The 18,719-nt window shown below is 38.7% G+C and carries 16 protein-coding genes; all 16 read left to right on the top strand.

Annotation, left to right across the window (positions count from 1 at the left end; translation table 11 throughout):
* Nucleotides 1-247: 247 nt before the first annotated feature.
* A complete protein-coding gene (locus DW125_RS09875; RefSeq protein WP_242992964.1) occupies nt 248-562 on the top strand; it encodes a hypothetical protein in 315 nt (104 codons plus the stop codon).
* Nucleotides 563-593: 31 nt separating this feature from the next.
* Entirely contained in the window at nt 594-983 is a 390-nt protein-coding gene (locus DW125_RS09880) for a hypothetical protein (RefSeq protein WP_117538028.1), read from the top strand.
* A gap of 7 nt (nt 984-990) precedes the next feature.
* Nucleotides 991-1,806 carry an AAA family ATPase gene (locus tag DW125_RS09885; RefSeq protein WP_117538029.1) on the top strand — a complete coding sequence of 272 codons (816 nt, stop codon included), beginning with the start codon at nt 991-993 and terminating at the stop codon, nt 1,804-1,806.
* A gap of 51 nt (nt 1,807-1,857) precedes the next feature.
* Nucleotides 1,858-2,757: a PDDEXK nuclease domain-containing protein gene (locus DW125_RS09890; RefSeq protein WP_330411882.1), complete on the top strand. Its 900-nt coding sequence runs from the start codon at nt 1,858-1,860 to the stop codon at nt 2,755-2,757.
* 186 nt (nt 2,758-2,943) lie between these two features.
* A complete protein-coding gene (locus DW125_RS09895) occupies nt 2,944-3,129 on the top strand; it encodes a helix-turn-helix transcriptional regulator (RefSeq protein WP_021860318.1) in 186 nt (61 codons plus the stop codon).
* Nucleotides 3,098-3,424, top strand: coding sequence for a hypothetical protein (locus DW125_RS09900; RefSeq protein ID WP_021860319.1), 327 nt, complete (start codon nt 3,098-3,100; stop codon nt 3,422-3,424). Before DW125_RS09895 ends, DW125_RS09900 begins: the two co-directional genes overlap by 32 nt.
* Nucleotides 3,425-3,623: 199 nt before the next feature.
* Entirely contained in the window at nt 3,624-4,898 is a 1,275-nt protein-coding gene (locus DW125_RS09905; protein WP_021860320.1) for a 2-hydroxyacyl-CoA dehydratase subunit D, read from the top strand.
* A 2-nt stretch (nt 4,899-4,900) separates the two neighbouring features.
* Nucleotides 4,901-6,598: an acyl-CoA dehydratase activase gene (locus tag DW125_RS09910; protein ID WP_117538031.1), complete on the top strand. Its 1,698-nt coding sequence runs from the start codon at nt 4,901-4,903 to the stop codon at nt 6,596-6,598.
* A 2-nt stretch (nt 6,599-6,600) separates the two neighbouring features.
* Nucleotides 6,601-6,987: a DUF4186 domain-containing protein gene (locus tag DW125_RS09915; RefSeq protein ID WP_021860322.1), complete on the top strand. Its 387-nt coding sequence runs from the start codon at nt 6,601-6,603 to the stop codon at nt 6,985-6,987.
* 45 nt (nt 6,988-7,032) lie between these two features.
* Nucleotides 7,033-7,587, top strand: a complete 555-nt coding sequence (locus DW125_RS09920) for a M48 family metallopeptidase (protein WP_117538032.1) — start codon at nt 7,033-7,035, stop codon at nt 7,585-7,587.
* A gap of 47 nt (nt 7,588-7,634) precedes the next feature.
* Nucleotides 7,635-8,087 carry a C-GCAxxG-C-C family protein gene (locus tag DW125_RS09925; protein WP_021860324.1) on the top strand — a complete coding sequence of 151 codons (453 nt, stop codon included), beginning with the start codon at nt 7,635-7,637 and terminating at the stop codon, nt 8,085-8,087.
* Nucleotides 8,088-8,165: 78 nt separating this feature from the next.
* A complete protein-coding gene (locus DW125_RS09930) occupies nt 8,166-9,032 on the top strand; it encodes a TrmH family RNA methyltransferase (RefSeq protein WP_117538086.1) in 867 nt (288 codons plus the stop codon).
* 117 nt (nt 9,033-9,149) lie between these two features.
* On the top strand, nt 9,150-9,689 hold the full coding sequence (locus DW125_RS09935; RefSeq protein WP_117538033.1) for a hypothetical protein: 540 nt from the start codon (nt 9,150-9,152) through the stop codon (nt 9,687-9,689).
* 430 nt (nt 9,690-10,119) lie between these two features.
* Entirely contained in the window at nt 10,120-13,110 is a 2,991-nt protein-coding gene (locus DW125_RS09940; protein WP_117538034.1) for a DUF3427 domain-containing protein, read from the top strand.
* 13 nt (nt 13,111-13,123) lie between these two features.
* Nucleotides 13,124-13,531, top strand: coding sequence for a (deoxy)nucleoside triphosphate pyrophosphohydrolase (locus DW125_RS09945; protein ID WP_117538035.1), 408 nt, complete (start codon nt 13,124-13,126; stop codon nt 13,529-13,531).
* 231 nt (nt 13,532-13,762) lie between these two features.
* Nucleotides 13,763-18,643 (top strand): hypothetical protein, encoded by a 4,881-nt coding sequence (locus DW125_RS09950; RefSeq protein WP_117538036.1) that lies wholly within the window; start codon nt 13,763-13,765, stop codon nt 18,641-18,643.
* Nucleotides 18,644-18,719: the final 76 nt, after the last annotated feature.

Below are 18,719 nucleotides of genomic sequence, written 5' to 3' on the forward strand. Positions count from 1 at the left end.
ATTCATAAGTTAATGTGTTGTTTCTTAACTTTTGATAGTAGTATAACGAAGAATGAAGAAAATAGATGTAACAAATGTTACGAAAAGGAAAATATTGTAAAAAGTTTAAAAATATCCTTTAAATATCTTAAATATCTTTAAAAATATCCGTTTGAGGACTTTTTATTGGACAGCTATGGAAATAGAGTATAACCAGTGAGAAACAGATAGGGAAAACCAATACTTATTTTGGAAGGAGAACAAGATTATGAGAAAAGAAGGACATAGCAGCAGAGGATTTTTTGGAAATATTAATCATTACGATGCCAGCGGACGTAAAATCGGAGAGAGCCGGAGAAATTTCTGGGGCGGCATGACGAACTACGATGCCAACGGACACAAAATCGGAGAAAGCAGAAGAGGCTTCTTTGGCGGTGTAAATCATTATGATAACAGCGGGCATAAGACAGGACATAGCAGTCCGGGATTTTTCAGCGGTGTGAATCATTATGATAACAGCGGGCATAAGACAGGACATAGCAGTCCGGGATTTTTCGGTGGCTGGAATCACTATGATGATTAACCGGGATTCGGGAAGAGGGCAGAAGCTATGAATGAAGACAATTTTTACCGATGATCAGATTCATGACAGACTTGTCGGAAAGTATGATGAACTGTTTGAAAATTGTGTAATAAAAGAGAGACCAAGAGCAGATTATGAGTGGCCTGATACAAATGAAGAAAGGAGTTTGCCGATGAAAAAGAAGTGTGAAGTGAAGATAGATACGCCCTATGATAGAAGAGAAAATGACTGGCTCGCATTTGCCAGACAACAGGCAGAATTTTATCAATATGCCAAGCAGTATATTGCAAATCTGCAAATAAGAACAGAAGAGATTGACCAGGAGATTGAAGAGATTGAGGATATTTTACAGGTTACGGAGGGAGAGCAGAATGATGCCGAATGTGAGACTATACTGACAGAAGAGCCGATGGTGGGGTAAAAGAAAAATGATTTATTTAAGCAGTTTTAAATTAAGCGACAGGAAGATAAAGAATCCCAATATTTATCCATATTCTGTATTCCGAGATAAATACACAGAGCCATTTGTATTTGCACCAATTACGATTTTATATGGAAATAATGGATCTGGGAAATCTACGATATTGAATCTTATAGCGGATAAGCTAGAGATAAAAGGCAGGGAGCGGGCAACAAGCAATTCTTTTGGAATAACAGATTATGTGGAACAATTTATAGAAGAATGTGGCATTGCATATGGAGAAGATGAGGATGGAGAGCCGTACTACAAGGTTCCGGATACCAGCCGTTATATAAAAAGTGAAGACGTCCTTTATGAAATTAAAAAGATTCAGCAAAGGAAGGTCTTAGGCGAGGGAATGGTTTATGACATGGTGCGGGAAGGCTGGAAGAAGCAGGAAGCGGAGAAGTTCCTGGCTTCAAAAGATGGCTATATGCAGAAACAATATATTGAATTTGCACAGGAAAAATATTCCAATGGTGAGACATCCATGCAATACTTTGATGCATATCTCCAGCCGGACGCCTTATATTTGTTGGATGAGCCGGAAGTGTCACTGTCGCCTGCCAATCAGGTGAAGCTCGCAGAAGAGATTAATAAGTTAGCCAGATTGCTTGGATGTCAGTTTATTATAGCAACACATTCACCTTTTATGCTGGGAACACTGCAGGCGAAGATCTATAATATTGATTTGAAGGAATACGAAGTTGTAAAGTGGAGCAAGTTGGAAAATATCCGATATTTTTACGATTTCTTTAAGAAGCATGAAGGGGAATTTGAGTAAACGATAAGTTCATATCTAGGGATGGGAGATCAATAAGCAGGAGGGAAAATAATTGTTGAGCATGAACAAAAAAATAATGATCGGGCTGATTATGGAAAACAGACCTTAAAGCAACTTTCTAAAGAGGTAACGAAAGAATTTGGAAAAGGTTTTTCTGTATCGAATCTTCAAATTATGCGACGCTTTTATCAAAGTTATGAAATTCAACGGACAGTGTCTGTTAAATTGTCATGGTCGCATTATTGCGAGTTACTGACGATTTCAGATTCGGACAAAAGAAGCTTTTATGAAAAAGAAGCTATTAATTCCGGGTGGTCTACACGTGAATTAAAGCGACAGATTTCTACTTCGCTCTATGAACGATTATTACTGTCAGAGGGAAAAACGAATAAGGAAACCGTTCTTGCGCTTGCAGAAAAGGGAATTGAGATGTCCACTCCGTTAGATATTATCAAAGACCCTTACGTATTTGAATTTCTGGGCGTACCAGAAAATAAGCCCATGCTAGAAAGTGATCTTGAAAAAGCGCTTGTCGCACAGATAGAGAAATTTCTTCTGGAATTAGGACGAGGTTTTATGTTTGTGGGAACGCAACAGCGTATTACATTGAACAATACTCATTATTATGCGGATATGGTTTTTTATAATAAAATTCTTCGTGCGTATGTACTGATCGAATTAAAGACAACTAAGCTTACACCGGAAGCGGCAGGACAGCTTAATATGTATCTGAATTATTATGCTGCAGAAGTGAATGATGAACATGATAACCCACCAATTGGTATTATCCTTTGTACGGACAAAGACAGTATAGCGGCTGAATATGCACTTGGTGGTTTATCTAACAATATTTTTGCTTCGCGCTATGTTTCTTATATCCCAAATAAAGAGCAGCTAATTGCACAGGTGGAAGCTGTTTTGAATGAATGGCATAAACAGAAAAAAGAATAACAGCAGAAGAAACAAGCAGGGGCTGTCGCAATTATTATCAATCAAGTGAAATATATATAAAATTCTATATAATACTTTCAATATGCAACCATTAGTTGCTAGAAATGTTCTCTCTGGTTGGTGGAATAATCAGCTCATATTTTATAAGATATTCTTATCAAAGATAAATATACGGAGGGACATGTTATGAAATTAGGTCAAAATATCGCAATATACAGAAAGGAAGCAGGGCTTACACAGGAACAGCTTGCGGAAAAGTGTGAGGTTTCGCGACAGGCAGTAACGAAATGGGAAAAAAGAAGAAGCAAAATTAAATCATGCATATTACCGCTTTATTTATATGGCAATAATGATTTTATGGGGCGCAGATAAAGATGAAAAATTGAAAGAATCGGAGCGTGTGTTGGCTTTAAAAGCTTTGTACGAAGTTGTAGAAACGGAATTCATAAATGAACAAGGAAAAATATACGAGAAATATCTTGTGAAAAACACAACGGAAGAGGAAAGGAAAAATTACATCAGAATGCCAAATAGAATTATTACTCCAAAAGAGGAGTGGAATCCTTTTGACGATTACATAGAAGGAAAATGTGAAGTTACTGTGGGACTTCAGGAAATAGAAGAACGGCTTGAAAAGGAATTGAATGCACTGCAACCAGGAGAATAAAAGAATATATACATACCACCATTGAAGAAATCCTCGTCATTGACGGGGATTTCGCCATGTTTACACAGCTCATTCTTGCAGTGAAAAAAAGAAGAGAGTATAATTGTATGGCATATCTGAAGCAAAGTCATATTTACACTATGAAATACGCATCAAGATAAAAGATTGATAACCATACAATGAAAGGAAAGGTTTTATAATGAACATTATAGACAAATTTGGAAATATGGTGAGCAGTGCTACCTTGAAAGACTCAGAAAAAGCTCGCCGCCTTCTTCTCGCGGGATACCGCCTGCAGGAGAAACGGTTATGCCTTTTTCCGGATCGTGCACTTCCATCATCAGGTCGCTATGTGGCGAAAATAGTTATGAAAAATATTATTCAGGCACTGTCCAGACCGGAAAATTCCGCGATGGTCAGTATTTTTGTGCCGGGAGAACTGCTGACGGCAGCAGGATTAACACCGTATTCGGTTGAGGCAATGTCCTGTTTTATGGCAGGAACAAATTGTGAACAGACATTTCTTAGAAGAACGGAAGAAGAAGGATTTCCGGAGACGATGTGCTCTTATCATCGTGTGTTTTTAGGGGCTGCGCTGACAGGATTCCTGCCAAAGCCGAAATGCACGATTTATACAAATCTTGCCTGTGATGGCAATATGATGACATTCCCTTATTTGAAAGAAAAATATCATGTGCCGGGATTTTATATTGATGTCCCGTATGAGAAGAATCAGGAAGCAATCGAATATGTTGCGGAACAGCTGCGTGAGCTGACGATATTTTTGGAGGATGTAACTAAGAGAAAGATTTCCGGTGAGGCAGTGGAAAAAGCAGTTGCAAACAGTAGAAAAGCATCTGAATATTATCAGCAGCAGCTCGCACTTCGCAAAGATCATGATCCGGTGACTTCTCTGACAAATGAATTATATGCAATTTTTATGTGTCATCTTCTGGCAGGTTCAGAAGAGGCAGTGAAATATACAGAATTACTGTTAAAAGATGTGAAGAAAGCTCCAAAAGGCGGTGGTTTGCATGTCCTCTGGATGCATATTATGCCATTTTTACAGCAGCCGGTGAAAGATGTCTTCAACTATAATCCGAAGATGCACATCAGTGCCTGCGACTTTGTCGCGGATGGATTTCAGAAAATGCATGCGTCGGATCCATATGAGGCTCTGGCTGAAAAAATGGTCAATTGCATTTACAACGGAAGTGTAGATCAGAGAATCCAGGTTGCAGAAAAACTTGCGAAAGAGACGAATGCAGACGGTGGAATCTTATTTGCACACTGGGGCTGCAAAGGAACGATCGGCGCCTCTAGCTTGATAAAAAGTTCATTGGAGGAAGCAGGACTTCCAACGATGATTCTTGACGGAGACGGCTGTAACCCTGCAAATACCAGTGATGGTCAGGTGTCTACGAGATTACAGGCATTTATGGAAATGCTGGAAAAAGGCAAGGAGGATAGATAGTCATGATATATTATGTCTGTAAATATACACCGATAGAATTATTTGAAGGTTTTGGTGAAACCTGTGCCGTTCTGGAAGAAATGCCGGAGAATTTTGAAGAGTCGGATCAGATTGCACACGCAAATTTATGTGGATTCGGAAAATCTGTCATTCAGGCAGTTCTGGAAGGAAAAGCAGATGAGCTGGTTCTTGTGAATTGCTGTGATTCGATGCGCCGCGTGTATGATATTGTAAAAAATACAAAGAAATGCAAATTCATTTACATGCTGGATCTGCCTCATGACGATAATGAATGTGAAAAGGAAAAATTTGCCCGCGCAATTTGTGGATTGAAGGATGCCTATGAGAAATATTCGGGGAAAACATTTGACAAAACACGATTTATAAATAGTTTTGCAACATTTCCTGCAAAAAATAATCCTTATATCGGAGTGATGGGGGTACGCGTCAGTGGCGTTTTGGAAGAAATGATCCAGGAAAATATACAGATGAATGTGAAAAACCTTACTTGTACAGGAGGAAGAAAACTATCTGTATTGCCGGATGAAATGAAAAAACTGAATGAAAATGAATTATTTCTTGCATATGCGGATGCACTTCTTGGACAGCTTCCGTGTTTCCGTATGAACCAAAGTTCCAGAAGAAATGAGCTTTATCTCGATCCGAACCTGAAAGGAATTATTTATCATACGATCAAATTCTGTGATTATTATGGGTTTGAATATGCAAGTATAAAGAAGAATATGAAAGTTCCACTTCTTAAAATAGAAACTGATTTTACAAGCCAGAGTGCCGGACAGCTGTTGACGAGGATTCAGGCTTTTTCAGAAACAATTGAAGGATCAGAAGATATGGATGCAGCAAAAGGAATCGGCGAGGAGGCAAAAGAAAAAATGAAATCAGGAGTCTATTATGTAGCGGGAATTGACAGTGGATCAACAAGTACAGATGTTGTTATTTTAGATCAGGATGGAAAAATCAAATCTACGATGATCATTCCGACCGGCGGCGGTGCGATGATGAGCGCGGAGAAGAGTTTAGAGAAAGCAGTAGAGAAAGCCGAAATTAACAAGGATGATATCGTGCGTATTGTCACAACCGGATATGGACGTGCTTATATTGACAGCGGTGATGACAGTATCACGGAGATCACCTGTCATGCGAAGGGTGCGCATTATCTGAATCCGAATGTCCGCACGGTCATTGATATCGGTGGACAGGATATTAAAGCAATCAGTATTGATGAAAACGGAGCGGTTACGAATTTCCTTATGAATGATAAATGTGCAGCCGGAACCGGACGTTTTCTGGAAATGATGGCGAGAACGCTTGGAATGCCGCTAGAAGAGATGAGTACCAAAGGTCTGGAATGGAAAGAAAATATCGTTATTTCCAGCATGTGTACTGTATTTGCCGAATCAGAAGTGGTGTCACTTGTTGCGCAGAATAAAAATGTTGCAGATATTATCCACGGATTAAATGTGTCTGTAGCATCGAAAGTCGGTGCACTTGCAGCGCGTCTCGGCAAGAAAAATCCGGGTGAATATATGATGACCGGAGGAGTTGCGAAAAATAAAGGTATTATTCAGGCACTGGAAGAAAAGCTTGGAGCAAAACTGTATATTTGCGATGAAGCACAGCTTTGCGGAGCGCTTGGAGCAGCATTATTTGCATATAAGAAATGCAAAAACGAGGAATAAAAATGACGAAAGAAGAATGGTATGAGCAGTTATTTGACCGGTTGGAACATTCCAAATTCCGTAGCGGTTTTCATTTGAAAAAGAAAGATATTGATTATATTAATGAAAAAGGACTGGATACGATCCGGGAGCATGCAAGAGACTTTATCGCAAAGCGGGAAGCACCGGCAGTTATTCCAAATGATGGGAAACAGACACCAATGCAGGGACATCCGGTATTTATCGCTCAGCATGCGACAGCTACCTGCTGTCGGGAATGTATCCGCAAGTGGCATAAGATGCGCCCTGGACGGGAATTAAGCCCGGTACAGCAGGAGTATCTGGTGGATGTGATCATGACGTGGATTCAGAAAGAGATGGAAGCATATAAAAACGTGCATAAGAAGTAAAGCTGGCATTTCTGTAAGTATAGGCTGATAGTAAGGAGAATGCAGATGGAATATACAGTCATCCGTTCCGGAAGAAAAACGGTGGCAATTCAGTTAAATCAGGACTTAACGGTAACAGTACGGGCACCATGGCGTGCTTCCAAAAGCGAGATTGAACGAATCTTACAGAAGAAAAAACCATGGATCGAAAAGCATCTTGATCAGATGAGAAGAAGAAAAGAGCATTATGATGCATCCGGAACGGATAAATTGACCGATGAAGAGATACAAGAATTAGCGAACAAAGCATTGAAGTACATACCGGAGCGGGTGGCATATTTTTCAAAAATCATAGGAGTTACTTACGGAAGAATTACGATTCGTAACCAAAAGACAAGATGGGGAAGCTGCAGCAGCAAGGGGAATTTGAATTTTAACTGTCAGTTAATGCTTGCCCCACCGGAAATCATAGATTATGTTGTCGTTCATGAACTTTGCCACAGAAAAGAAATGAATCATTCAAAAAATTTCTGGAGAGAAGTAGAGAAGATACTTCCGGATTATAAAAAATCGGTGTTGTGGTTAAAGAATGAAGGCAGTATGATAATGGCAAGGCGGTAGAAAAGTGTGTTGTATACAGCATAGAAGTAAGAACGGAGGAAATGAAAATGAGTAAAGCAGACAGGGCAGAAGAATTATTCAGAATGGGTTACAATTGCAGTCAATCTGTTTATGCAGCTTTTGCAGAAGAGCTTGGTATAAGTATCGAAGAGGCGGCGAAAAAAGCCAGTCCATTTGGAGCAGGATTCGGAAAACTTCGGGAAGTGTGCGGCGCTGTGACGGGGATGACTATGGTACTTGGCGAGTTATATGGGTATGAGGATCCAAAAGATGCCGCCGGAAAGAAAGAGCTTTATGCACTTGTGCAGAAATTATGTGGCTCTTTTGAAGAATCGGAAGGAAGTCTGATCTGCAGAGAACTTCTCGGTCTGAAAAAAGGAGAAGATCTGGAAGAGCCTGCAGTAAGAACGGAAGAATATTATCAGAGCAGACCGTGTGTGAGAGCCTGTAGAAGAGCAGCAGAGATTCTGGAAACTTATATAGATTCATGCGTTGCATGACGCGCATCTCGCATCAAGAATGCCGAAGGCATTCTTGCAAAATTTAGAAAAATAAGATGTATGGAGATAAATTTTCAGATGTTAAATATAATCGAAATAAATGACTTTTATTGTTCGAAGCTGGATATTTATGCCAGATATACCGAGGCGCAGTTGCTGAATAAGGATCATCCGGAAGACGGAATGTTTATTGCTGAGAGCCCTAAGGTGATCGGCAGAGCGTTGGATGCGGGATATGAGCCAGTGTCTGTTCTTGTTGAAAAGAAGCAGATAAAGGATAATGAAGAAACAAAAGAATTGCTTCAAAAATATGAAAATACAGAAGTTCCGGTTTTTACTGCGGAATTTGACGTACTGTCGAAGCTGACAGGATTCAAGCTGACAAGAGGCATGTTATGTGCAATGAGACGGAAGAAGCCGGTGAGATTTCAGGATGTGTGCGCGGGAAAGCGGAGGATTGCGATACTGGAAAATATAATGAACCCTACGAATGTCGGTGCTATTTTCCGCTCGGCAGCAGCCTTAAATATGGAAGCAGTACTTCTGACACCGGGATGCAGTGATCCCTTATACAGAAGATCGTCCAGAGTCAGCATGGGAACTGTATTCCAGGTTCCATGGACGTTTATTAAGGATGATAATGAAATGCGCTGTGAACGGGAGAATCTCTGGCCGGAGCAGGCAATCATGGAGCTCAGAGATTTGGGTTATAAGACTGTGGCGCTTGCGTTGACGGATGATTCTGTCAGTATCGATGATCCGGCATTAATGCAGGAAGAAAAGCTGGCAGTAATCCTGGGTACCGAAGGTGAAGGACTTATGGATAGGACCATCGAGTTGTGCGATTATACGGCGAAAATACCGATGAGCCACGGCGTAGATTCCCTGAATGTCGCAGCAGCGAGCGCGGTTGCGTTCTGGCAGCTGGGGCGAAAGTTGAAATAAAGAGCGGAAATAGAGCGTCGAATCAAAAGTGAAGATAATTAAAATGTATCCTCTGCATATTTTTTGAAATAAGCATAACGCAATGCGTTACAATACGTAAATCTTTAGGAGGTTGACTTGGAGAGAAAAGTAAATGTTATCGAAGATTTGAACGGAAAGAAAACAGTATTTATTCACGATATTCTGTTCAAGGGAAAAAGAGCAGTTAATTGGGATGAAGTTGAAAAGTATTTGCGCCAGTATGCAGGAGAATTCTATCAGATAGAAGATTGCAATAAGATGATTTATATTGGATCGGATCTTCCTGATGAGTATACGCACTCAAATTATACTCGGATTTTGAAAGGAGCAAATGCGAAAGCAAAAGCGAATGCCGCACAGGGATTACCGGAATTGCTTAAAATAGCAACGAACGAGGTTTATGAAGATAATCGTAAGGAGAAGCATAGTAAAGACGCTAAATATGGTTGGTATTCATATGATTCAAGATTTGCTCTTCCGGTATTTGGTGATGATGGAGAAATAGAGAGATACAACGTCTTTAATGTTGCGATGTTGGTCAGACACGATGAAGATGGGAAGTATTACTTATACGATATCATGAAAATAAAAAAAGAAACGAGCAACCTTTTCCAGTCAAATGACTTTACTCAGTAACAAAACCCATTTCTTAATTATATGATACATTGAACAGTATTAAATGTCAACGAAAAAAGCATAAGAAATGTCAATGAAAAGCCAGCCCAGCTATTCATCGAAAAAACCATAGAAAAGACAGGTTCAGATACACTGATTACCCTCAGCGCGTCCGGACCTGTTTTTTGTTGCTATTGTTTCTTTCGGTTACCTTTGCCACGCTTGCTTCCGGGAGATTTCAGCATATTAGATTTACGAAGAATGCCCATCAAAGTGACAAATTCATCTTAGGTGATTTTGTTATATTTGACTCCTAATTGTTTCAGGAACATGGCAACTTGGGCTTCTTCAGCAGATCCTTCAATTTCAATGACAAATCCTCCTGCATAAGGTATAATACTAATCATAATATTTTGTTTTACTCATTACGAAATGAGAGGGAGATTTTTCAATGGATGCGAATGTGATTAATGAATTACAAAATGGCTTAAGTGCCGCTTATATAAATGGTTCTGCGGCGGCAAATCTGGCGTACAAGCCAACATTTGTGTCGAATAATCCGGAAGAGGGGAAGAAGGTTATTTCATCTGTAGAGGATGAATTGCTGCGCTGTGATCAGTTTCAGATCAGCGTTGCATTTATTACGATGGGTGGCGTGACACCGCTTCTGCAGACGTTAAAAGAGCTTGAGAAAAAGGACGTTAAGGGACAGATTCTTACGACGAATTATTTGAATTTCAGCGAGCCGAGAGCACTTGAGAAACTCAATGGATTGAAAAACATTACGTTGAAAATGTATGATGTGGATGCGGCCGGAAATGGTTTCCACACGAAAGGATATATTTTTAAGAAAGAAGAGATTTATCGAATCATCATCGGTAGTTCCAATATGACAAGTGCGGCATTGACGGTAAATAAAGAGTGGAATACAAAACTGATTTCTACGGAAAATGGAGAGGTAGCGGAAGAAATTGTGGAAGAATTTCATAATCTCTGGAACAGTGAGTATGCATTGTCTTATGATGATTTTTATGAATTTTACAGAGAACGCTACAATATCGTAAAACACCAGCGGGAGATTGCGAAAAGCGAAGAGATTCCGTCACTCGAAAAATATCGATTAAAACCGAATTCGATGCAGGAGAGATTTATTGCGAACCTTAGGAAGATTCTGGAGCAGGGAGAAGAGAGAGCGCTACTGATCTCCGCAACGGGAACCGGCAAAACATATGCCTCCGCCTTTGCAATGCGGGAACTGGGATTTAAGAGAGTATTATTTTTAGTCCACAGAGGGCAATTGGCAAGACAGACAAAGAAATCTTATGAAAAAGTTTTTGATAAATCGATTTCTATGGGACTTGTAGGGGCTGGATATCATGAATATGATGCGGATTACGTTTTTGCTACGGTGCAGACATTAAATCGCGATGAGCATTTACTTCAATATGAGAAAAATACGTTTGACTGTATTGTATTGGATGAAGCCCATCATGTTTCGGCTGATACTTATCAGAAAATAATGAAACATTTTACCCCGAAGCTTTGGCTTGGTATGACAGCAACACCAGATAAGAGGGATGATAATATTGAAGGTAGAAATGTTTATGAGATTTTTAATTTTCAAATAGTATATGAGATTCGTTTGCAACAGGCAATGGAAGAAAATTTGTTATGTCCGTTTCATTATTTTGGAATTACAGATTTGTCAATTATTGGTGATAACAAAGAAAAAAGTCGAGATTTTTCTATGCTTACCAGTGATGAAAGGGTAAAGCATATTATTAAGCAGACAGATTATTATGGATATAGCGGGGATAAAGTAAAGGGACTTATTTTTTGCAGTAGTATAAAAGAAACGGAAGAATTATCTGCAAAATTTAACCGGACTATAAATCCTTCAACTGGAAAATTATTTCGGACAATAGCATTGAATGGAAGTGCATCGGAGCAGGAAAGACAACATGCATTTGAGAGATTAGCAGTGGATGAGATAGAAGCAACGGTTGATAATCAGCCATTGGATTATATCTTTTCAGTCGAAATTTTAAATGAAGGTGTTGATATTGTTGAAGTGAATCAAGTTATTATGCTTCGCCCAACGCAATCACCAATTGTATTTATACAACAACTTGGTCGTGGTTTGCGAAAAGCAAATGGGAAAGAATATGTAGTGATTTTAGATTTCATTGGAAATTATAATACGAACTTTATGATTCCGATTGCGTTATCCGGAGACAGAACCTATAACAAAGATAATATTCGCCGATATGTTATGGAAGGTGGAAGAGTAATACCTGGTGCGTCTACGGTACATTTTGATGAGATTAGCAGAAAAAGAATTTTTGCATCCATAGACAATGCCAATTTTAGTGATATTAAACTGATAAAAGAAAATTATACGAACCTTAAGAATAAACTCGGAAGAATTCCTAAGTTGTGTGATTTTGATAACTATGGGGAAATGGATGTTATACGCATTTTTGATAATAAAAGTTTAGGATCCTATTATAAGTTTTTGGCGAAATATGAAAATGAATATCAAGTTCGATTATCGGAAAAAGAAGAGAAGGTAATTGAATTTGTATCAAAGAAATTGGCAAATGGTAAGAGAATCCAAGAACTTCAATTATTAAAACGGATGCTTGCGTATGCAAAGGAAGCACCAAGAAAAGGTCTGTTTGTCGGACTTGCCGAAGATATGAAAAAATATGGGAAAAATGTGAGTCAGGATCAAAAAGAAAATCTTGTAAATGTTATGACGAATGAATTTCCGGCAGGAACAGGAAAGAAAGCTTATTCACAGTGTATTTTTATTGAAAAAGAAGGAGCAGATTATAAACCGACAGAGTCCTTTATGAATATGGCATTACATAAAGAGTTTTACGATATTCTAGATGAATTAGTAGATTTTGGTATAAGTCGTTATAAAAGAGAATACAGAGTAAGCTATGGAGAGACAGATTTAGTTTTATATCAAAAATATACTTATGAAGATGTGTGCCGTTTATTGAACTGGGAGCAGAATGAAGTTCCATTAAACATCGGTGGTTATAAATATGATAAAAAAACAAAGACGTTTCCAGTGTTTATAAATTATGACAAATCAGATGATATTAGTGATACGACAAAATATGAAGATCATTTTGTACAGGGAGTCAGAGATCGTTTGATTGCTATTTCAAAATCTGGAAGAAGTTTGCAATCAGAAGATGTTCAAAATTTTCTTAAAGCAAAAGAGCGAGGAATTCAAGTGGAACTTTTTGTGCGAAAGAATAAAGATGATAAGATTTCTAAAGAGTTTTATTATCTTGGACATATGACAGCAAGTGGAAATACAAAAGAATTTACAATGGCAAATACGAAAAAATCAGCAGTGGAGATAGAATGGATTCTTGATGTGCCTGTAAGAGAAGATATTTACGAATATATTGTAAATGCATAATACGGAGGAAACAATGAAAACGATAAGAGTAGTTGCGGCTGTAATAAAAGCTGTAAATGAAGAAAACAAGCCTATTATTTTTGCAACACAACGTGGCTATGGGGATTTAAAAGGTGGATGGGAATTTCCGGGAGGAAAAATAGAAGATGGAGAGACACCACAGCAAGCGTTAAAGCGAGAGATAATGGAAGAATTAGACACAGAAGTAACTGTTGGAGAATGGATTGAAACAATAGAATATGATTATCCAACGTTTCATCTTTCCATGGATTGCTTTTGGGGTGAGATTGTAAAAGGAAATTTGGTGTTAAAGGAACATGAGGCTGCAAGATGGTTAAATGAAGAGCAGCTAGATGAAGTAGAATGGTTACCGGCGGATGTGACACTTATTGAGAAGATTAGAAAGACAATGAATGGGTGATAAGATATGATTTTAGCAAAACCAACTAAAAATTTCACTGGGGTTACATTGGAGGGAGACTTCCAGGATTTTTGTGAAATAACGGAGAGGTAATCGGAGAAGAGGAATATTGCAAAGAGATTTGTAAAGAAACCGGATGCTTATTTAAAAATGTACACGAATTATATGATCCGCGTCCGGAATATTCAGAAGAAATTGAATGGTAAAGGCAAGAAGTAAAGAGGATGAGTTATGAGGAAAAAGAGAATTATATTAAAAAGAAGTATTTCTGCATTAGTAATTGGTGCAGTGACGATTTCAATTCTGGCAGGAGCGACATCCGCATCAAGCAGCGTGAATGCAGATGATGCGACGGCAAGTGTAGCTGTGTTTGAAAATCTGTTGAACGATCGCTCTTTTGTAGTCGATACATTTACGCAAGATACGATGCCAGAATCTAATCCATATGGAAGACTGGATGGAGTTGCAAATACAGATTATCTGTCTACGGATTTTCTGAAACAATATGAGAATGATCCGATTTTTAAAAGTGGTGTGAGTCTTTATTACAGAATGAACCATACAGGGGAGACAATCAGTGAGATTCCATCGGTACTTCTGGATGTTTTTGCAACGGATGCAGACTGGACAAAATTCTGCGCTGGTGCAAAGAGCAAAAATTATGATTCTCTGCTAACAAGCATTTATCAGAATGATTACAAATCCGTTTCAGGTAATTCTATTGGCAGTGAAGAGGAAGGTATGCAGACATTGCGGGCATATTCTGATTTATTGGACAATTCAAAAACCAAAGATGCATCAAAATGGTTGAATGACTATTTAGGAGCCATTACAGATGTTAATGATATAGATAAATATAATTACCTGTTAAAAAATACGGAGCTATACGATGAAAATCTGACAAAGTATGTATCAAATGTGAAAAAAACATTGCTTCAGGCATCAAAAAATTCAGATGGCAAAAAAGAGATGAAAGATTTTTCGGATTTGTATGAAGCACAGTTTTATGCGGATTACGGCGCGGGCGATATACCGCATAAATGGGATGATCAGTATAAGACCATGCAGATTGATAAATATGGCAGCAAAATTAAGAAAATTGCCAAAAGCGTAAAAACAGTGATCAGCACAGGTGTATTAACCGTTAATAATATCGTGATGATGGAAAATCTCTACAGAAATCAGGAGTCCATGCACGATACGCTGGTACGTGTACGCAGTAATGCAACGAAAAATAATGATAACACATTTATCCGTGCGTCATCTTCTTATCTGAGTCTGCTGGAATCCGATGAGCTTGGTGACAATGTTATTAGAAGTGCAGCGCTGAAATCTATTTACGATTATGGCAGCGACGAGCTTGGCAAATATGTATGGGACACTGCAAAGGGTGGTGTCAGAGATGAAGCTGCGATTATGGTTGCCAGAAAAACAGGGATGGACACATTGAGCTCCAAAATGGCGGTATCTGCAGCAGTCGGCAGAGCCAATGCGATACTGGCTGTAGGAAAAGACCTTATTAATTATGGAACCGGCTTTGATGATGTCTGTGAAAAAATATATTTAATGAAATATCTGCAGGAAATAAAACAGTACGCAGTTGATGCATTTAATGATGATAAGAATAATTATAATAAATATAAAAGTCAGGCTGATATGAAAAATATGGATATCTGCGCATCGGCAGCAATAGATGATCTGCAATTTATTAAAAGAATTGTGCTGCTCCAGAATGATCTGGGATACCAAACTGCAAATGCGCAGATTGGCAGCAAATATGGAGAAATCCTTTCGTGGATTGATGGATGCAATGACGCAGCAGGATTGGAAGCAAGATACACGAATCTTCAAAATGCACTTGTCGATACGACGATCAATCCGGTTTCCACAAATCCGATTTCAGTTGACGAAGGCTGCACTTTGCAGATTATCCACTCAACAGACAGTGACTTGCAGACATATGCAGTTTATACGAACAGAAGTGGACAGAAGTGTTCCATTGCAGAATTTGAAAATGTAATGCTTGCCGGTATTCGGATCAACGGTGGTACACTGAAGATCAGTGACCAGTCGAAAGAAGAAATGAAGTTTAATGGTTTATTTGTAACGGATAAGGCAGGAAATCTTGAAATTACCGGCAACGGCGGAGAGATTTATGTCGGCAGACTGGATATCAATGGATTTTTACAGATAAATGATAAATGCTCGAAAAAGATTAATGTAGCAAGTAACCTTAATATCAGAAACTATGTAAGCATTAAGAACATGGATATCCATGTGGCTGGAAACTGCAATGTGGCTGGAAGTTTGGAATTTGCTAGCAGTGAACTGGTTGTAGATGGAAATATGGAGGCTTACAATGGGTATCTGCAGATGCAGGATACCGAGGACAAACTGCTTGTGAAAGGGAATCTGACGTTAGGTGAAACATATGGAAGCAGTAAGGGGGATTGTTTAAGAAATGGAACAGTAGAAGTAAAAGGAGATTTTACCTCGAACTATAAGGAAACAGGCTCCAACTGGTATGGCTATAATGAGACAAATATGCATAAGACGATATTTTCAGGAGAGAAGACACAGAAGATTAGTTTTAAAGAGCCAAGTCAGGTAAATGGATTCAATGATAATCTGGAACTTCAAAATAACAATATCAATTTTGCAACACCACTCTACTCGCTCACAGTAAATAATGATATGACGATTTCGAAAACAGAAGATTTACAGATCGTTACGCAATTGATAATTAATAATGGATCTTTTGTAACAACTGGAAATGTTGAGGCTAACATGTTATACATCAACAATACAAAAGAAAATCAGATACAAGGGAATCTGAATATGACTGGAACTGTTGTCTTTAAAAAGGGAAGTCTGGAAGTAGGAGGAAATGCGAAATTTGACAATGGGTATCTGCAGATGAAGGATACCGAGGATAAACTGGTTGTAAAAGGAAATATGACGTTAGGTGAAACATATGGAGGCAGTGAGAGTGATTTCTTAACAAATGGAACAGTAGAAGTGAAGGGAGATTTCACCTCGAACTATAAGGAAACAGGCTCCAACTGGTATGGCTATTATGAAACGAATACGCATAAGACAATATTTTCAGGAGAGAAGACGCAGAAGATCAGCTTTAAAGAGGCGAGTCAAGTAAATGGATTTAGTGATAAGTTGGAGCTTCAGAATAACGATATCAATTTTGCAACACCAATTTATAATGTGAAGATCAATCAGGACACACAGCTTACGAATACAGAAAAACTGATGATAACAGGTACATTAAATACAGGCGGTTATAAATTTGCAACAACCGGAAATATAGATGCAGAAAGACTGGACATGGGAGGTGCAGGAGTAGAAATTGCCGGAGATGTAGCGGTCAGAACAATGAATGTGTCAGGCAGTGATAACCTTATTGAAGGAAATCTGATGGCGAACGGAGGAGGTGCTGCCTTTAAGCAGGGAAGTCTGGAAGTAGGAGGAAATGCGGAATTTAATAATGGCTTTCTGCAGATGCAGGATACAGAAGACAAACTGCTTGTGAAAGGAAATCTGACGTTAGGTGAAACATATGGAAGCAGTAAGGGGGAGTGTTTAACAAATGGAACAGTAGAAGTAAAAGGAGATTTCACCTCGAACTATAAGGAAACAGGCTCCAACTGGTATGGCTATTATGAGACAAATATGCATAAGACGATATTTTCAGGAGAGAAGACACAGAAGATTAGCTTTAAAGAGCCAAGTCGGGTAAATAGATTTAGTGAGAATCTGGAACTTCAAAATACAGACATTAATTTTGCAACTCCGCTCTATTCATTGACGCTGAATCAGGATACCGTACTGATTCACACAGATTTGTTAAAGATTAATGAGTTCCTGAATCTGAACGGACATAAACTGGCAACTACAGGAAAAACAGAGTGCAGCAATGTAGCCGAAAATGGTGGAACATTAGAAGAAAATCCGAAATTTGGACATAATTATTATAATCAATTGAAACCGGCTGATTTAAAAGATCATGATATTAAATATGCGGATGAAGCGTGGGTATGTACAAGCTGTGGAAAAATATTTACGGATGCAGAAGGAATTGTGGAATATGATCCAGATCCATGCAAAGACGGCCATACAATCGTGATTGATCAGGGAAAAGCGGCAACCTGCACTACCGACGGACTTACAGAAGGCAAGCATTGCAGCGTCTGCAAAACCGTTCTTGTACCACAGGAAGTAATTCCTGCAAGTCATAATTGGGAAGAAGATTTCACAATTGACAAAGAACCAAGCTGCACAACGGAAGGAAGAAAATCTATCCATTGCAAGAAATGTGGCGAAACAAAGGATGAGCAGGTTATTCCGGCAACAGGTCATGATTTTACCGAATGGGAGACGATTGCAGAAACCAGTTGCACAAAAGAAGGAATTACACAGCGCCGGTGTAAAATTTGTGGCTTCACAGAGACGAAAAAACTGGATAAAAAGGCGCATGAATGGGGAACAGAATATACGGTAGATCAGCCGGCAACATTTGCAGCAGATGGAAGTAAGTCTATCCACTGTAAGAATTGTGAAACGATTTCAGAAGCAATCGCAATTCCAAGGATAAACTCTGTAAAAATTTCGGCAACGGCTTGTACTTATTCAGGTGGAGTAAAAACACCGTCTGTAACAGTAAAAGATGCGAACGGAAATGCATTGCACAACAAAACAGATTATATAGTGCAATATGCATCCGGCAGAAAAAATGTAGGAACATATAAAGTAATTGTAACTTTTAAAGATAATTACAGTGGTAAAAAGACGTTATCATTTACCATTAATCCGAAAGGCACCGCTATAAGCAGTTTAAGTAAATCGAAAAAAGCATTTACTGCAAAATGGAAGAAGCAGAGTGCACAGACATCCGGTTACCAGTTACTCTATTCTACAAATAGTAAGTTCAAATCCCGAAATAAGTATGTCACAGTCAGCAGTTATAAAACAACTTCGAAAACTATTAAAAAGCTGGCGGCAAAGAAGAAATATTATGTGAAAATCCGTACTTATAGGAGTGTTTCCGGTAAAAAATATTATTCCGGATGGTCGGCAGCAAAAACAGTAGTGACGAAATAAGAGCAGAAAGGATAAAGCATAAAGCACATTATGAACAAACTGGTGATATTTGACGCTGCTGGCAACGAAATCGGAA

Source organism: Dorea sp. AM10-31 (assembly GCF_003435815.1).
Classification (GTDB): domain Bacteria; phylum Bacillota; class Clostridia; order Lachnospirales; family Lachnospiraceae; genus Dorea_D; species Dorea_D hominis.

Excerpts from the sequence above, each read along its gene's own strand:
- DW125_RS09875 (WP_242992964.1), top strand. The coding sequence starts at position 248 with ATGAGAAAAGAAGGACATAGCAGCAGAGGATTTTTTGGAAATATTAAT.
- DW125_RS09880 (WP_117538028.1), top strand. The coding sequence starts at position 594 with ATGAAGACAATTTTTACCGATGATCAGATTCATGACAGACTTGTCGGA.
- DW125_RS09885 (WP_117538029.1), top strand. The coding sequence starts at position 991 with ATGATTTATTTAAGCAGTTTTAAATTAAGCGACAGGAAGATAAAGAAT.
- DW125_RS09895 (WP_021860318.1), top strand. The coding sequence starts at position 2,944 with ATGAAATTAGGTCAAAATATCGCAATATACAGAAAGGAAGCAGGGCTT.
- DW125_RS09900 (WP_021860319.1), top strand. The coding sequence starts at position 3,098 with ATGGCAATAATGATTTTATGGGGCGCAGATAAAGATGAAAAATTGAAA.
- DW125_RS09905 (WP_021860320.1), top strand. The coding sequence starts at position 3,624 with ATGAACATTATAGACAAATTTGGAAATATGGTGAGCAGTGCTACCTTG.
- DW125_RS09910 (WP_117538031.1), top strand. The coding sequence starts at position 4,901 with ATGATATATTATGTCTGTAAATATACACCGATAGAATTATTTGAAGGT.
- DW125_RS09915 (WP_021860322.1), top strand. The coding sequence starts at position 6,601 with ATGACGAAAGAAGAATGGTATGAGCAGTTATTTGACCGGTTGGAACAT.
- DW125_RS09920 (WP_117538032.1), top strand. The coding sequence starts at position 7,033 with ATGGAATATACAGTCATCCGTTCCGGAAGAAAAACGGTGGCAATTCAG.
- DW125_RS09925 (WP_021860324.1), top strand. The coding sequence starts at position 7,635 with ATGAGTAAAGCAGACAGGGCAGAAGAATTATTCAGAATGGGTTACAAT.
- DW125_RS09930 (WP_117538086.1), top strand. The coding sequence starts at position 8,166 with ATGTTAAATATAATCGAAATAAATGACTTTTATTGTTCGAAGCTGGAT.
- DW125_RS09940 (WP_117538034.1), top strand. The coding sequence starts at position 10,120 with ATGGATGCGAATGTGATTAATGAATTACAAAATGGCTTAAGTGCCGCT.
- DW125_RS09945 (WP_117538035.1), top strand. The coding sequence starts at position 13,124 with ATGAAAACGATAAGAGTAGTTGCGGCTGTAATAAAAGCTGTAAATGAA.
- DW125_RS09950 (WP_117538036.1), top strand. The coding sequence starts at position 13,763 with ATGAGGAAAAAGAGAATTATATTAAAAAGAAGTATTTCTGCATTAGTA.